Source organism: Algimonas ampicilliniresistens (genome assembly GCF_030159955.1).
Taxonomy (GTDB): domain Bacteria; phylum Pseudomonadota; class Alphaproteobacteria; order Caulobacterales; family Maricaulaceae; genus Litorimonas; species Litorimonas ampicilliniresistens.
On record NZ_BSNK01000005.1, the window covers coordinates 1 to 1,177 of the forward strand.

The following is a 1,177-nucleotide window of genomic DNA, read 5'->3' on the forward strand; positions in this document are numbered from 1 at the left end:
ATGGCGAAGGAAAAGTTCGAGCGTAACAAGCCGCATGCGAACATCGGCACGATTGGTCACGTTGACCATGGTAAGACGACGTTGACGGCAGCGATCACGAAGTATTTTGGTGATTTCAAAGCCTATGATCAGATTGACGGCGCGCCGGAAGAGAAAGCGCGCGGCATCACCATTTCGACGGCTCACGTTGAGTATGAGACGGATGCCCGTCACTATGCCCACGTCGACTGCCCTGGCCACGCTGACTATGTGAAGAACATGATCACGGGTGCGGCGCAGATGGACGGCGCGATCTTGGTTGTGAACGCGGCTGACGGCCCGATGCCACAGACCCGCGAGCACATTCTGCTGGCGCGTCAGGTTGGTGTTCCGGCTCTGGTTGTTTACATGAACAAGGTCGATCAGGTCGACGATGAGGAATTGCTTGAGCTGGTCGAGATGGAAATCCGCGAGCTGCTCTCTTCCTATGACTTCCCAGGGGACGACATTCCTGTCATCGCCGGGTCCGCTCTGGCGGCTATGGAGGGTCGCGATCCTGAGATTGGTGAAGAGTCGATCAAGAAGCTGATGGCGGCTGTTGATGAATATATCCCACAGCCTGAGCGCGCTGTTGATCAGCCGTTCCTGATGCCGATTGAGGATGTGTTCTCAATTTCTGGCCGCGGTACGGTTGTGACTGGTCGGGTTGAGCGCGGCGTGATCAATGTTGGTGACAGCATCGAAATCGTCGGTGTTCGCGACACAACAACAACGACGTGTACCGGTGTTGAAATGTTCCGCAAACTGCTGGACCGCGGTGAAGCGGGCGACAATATCGGCGCCCTTCTGCGCGGTATTGATCGTGAAGGTGTTGAGCGCGGGCAGGTTCTCTGCAAGCCGGGCTCAGTCATGCCGCACAAGAAGTTCGAAGCTGAAGCCTATATCCTGACTAAGGATGAGGGCGGACGTCACACGCCGTTCTTCAACAATTATCGTCCACAATTCTACTTCCGCACCACGGACGTGACTGGTGTTGTCACGCTCAAGGACGGAACAGAAATGGTCATGCCGGGCGACAATGTGAATGTTGATGTTGAGCTGATCGTCCCGATCGCGATGGAAGAGAAGCTCCGCTTCGCCATCCGCGAAGGTGGCCGCACAGTCGGCGCCGGCGTCGTCTCAAAAATCACGGATTAAG

Annotated in this window: 1 protein-coding gene; it reads left to right on the forward strand. The window is 56.1% G+C overall.

Translation table 11 applies throughout. The features are described 5' to 3' along the window. Entirely contained in the window at positions 1-1,176 is a 1,176-nt protein-coding gene (gene tuf, locus QQL54_RS15420) for an elongation factor Tu (RefSeq protein WP_284392539.1), read from the forward strand. Position 1,177: the final 1 nt, after the last annotated feature.

Excerpts from the sequence above, each read along its gene's own strand:
- tuf (WP_284392539.1), top strand. The coding sequence starts at position 1 with ATGGCGAAGGAAAAGTTCGAGCGTAACAAGCCGCATGCGAACATCGGC.